Here is a 1,631-nt window from a genome sequence, read left to right as displayed (position 1 = left end):
GTACCACAATTATCTGTTGCAGTTAATGTTACAGCAGCAGGTACAGCATCACATTGTACCGTTGCATCAGCAGGTAATGCTTCAACAAAAGTAGGATCCGTTGTATCTTGAATTAATAAATAAACGGTTGCAACATCGCAAGCTTGAGGACTTCCATTATCACATACTTGATAAACAAAACTATCTGGTCCTGCATAACATGGATTTGCTGTATAATTAAATGTACCATCAGTATTTATGGTAACTGTTCCATGAAGTGGTTGTACAACTGGTGTAGTATTTATAGTTTGTAAATCACTTTCTAAATCATAATCATTATCTAATAAGTTCATTGTAGAATTTGATGAACAATTGATAAAATAAGAATCATCAATAGCATAAGTAGTATTTGAACTACTATTTGGTAAAACAGTTACAATTACAGTGGCAGTCTCACAAGATATAGGTGAACCATTATCACAAATTTGATAGGTAAATGTGTCTTCTCCCTCATAACCTGGGTCAGGGGTGTAAGTTATTGTTCCGTCAGGATTAACAACAACAGTTCCATTAGCTGGGTCAGTTACAGAGCCCGGTGTTATTACAAATGTGTTGTTATCAGGATCAAAATCATTAGATAAAACAGTAATTGTTATTGCAGTACCATTTTCTGTTATTACAGCATCATTATTTGCTACTAAATCATTATTCCCTGATGAAATTACAGTTTCTTCTACATTAATTGTAACTGTTGCAGTGCTACAGGCTATTGGTGTTCCATTATCACACACTGTATATGTAAATGAATCTGTTCCTGTAAAACCAGAGTTTGGTGTATAAGTGTATGTTCCGTCAGGATTTATAACTACTGTTCCGTTTGATGGATTAGTATTAGAAACTACTGTTTGTGTATTTCCTTCTAAATCAAAATCATTGGTTAATACATTTCCTGTTACAGGTGTATCTATTAATGAAGTATTAATATCATCAACAGCATAAGTATAGTTATTTGGCGTTACCACTTCAGTATCACTATCATCAGATGGGTCAGGGTCGTTTTCATTACCATCGATAGTTGCAGTATTGTCATACGGACCTGTTGGATTAACCGTAGCAGTGATGGTTAAAGTAGCACTTGCTCCATTCGCTAAGTTACCGATAGTCCAGTTTGGAGCCGTCCAAGTACCTGTACTAGGAACGATGTCTGTAGGAAGTGCAATAGTGTATCCACTTGGAATCACATCGGTTACCACTACACTTGTAGCATCACTAGGACCGTTGTTAGTAGCCGTGATGGTAAAGGTTACCACATCACCTACATTAGGAGTAGCGTTGTTCACTACTTTAGTTACTGATAAATCAGCTACTGCAGTTGGCGTTACTACTTCTGTATCGCTATCATCAGATGGGTCAGGGTCGTTTTCATTACCATCGATAGTTGCTGTATTGTCATAAGGACCTGTTGGATTAACAGTAGCAGTGATGGTTAGAGTAGCACTTGCACCATTCGCTAAGTTACCGATAGTCCAGTTCGGCGCCGTCCAAGTACCTGTACTAGGAACGATGTCTGTAGGAAGTGCAATAGTGTATCCACTTGGAATCACATCTGTTACCACTACACTTGTAGCATCACTAGGACCGTTGTTAGTAGC

1 protein-coding gene is annotated in these 1,631 nt (G+C 37.6%); it reads right to left on the bottom strand.

What is annotated here, in order from left to right; genetic code table 11:
- Nucleotides 1-1,631, bottom strand: a 1,631-nt coding sequence (locus tag B0I03_RS13120; RefSeq protein ID WP_146603310.1) for an Ig-like domain-containing protein, incomplete at both ends; no start/stop codon positions are given.

This window comes from Flavobacterium aquaticum, from assembly GCF_003259835.1.
Classification (GTDB): Bacteria; Bacteroidota; Bacteroidia; order Flavobacteriales; family Flavobacteriaceae; genus Flavobacterium; species Flavobacterium aquaticum.
Note: the sequence above shows the minus strand (reverse complement) of the source record. Positions and strands in the feature narration are given on the sequence as shown.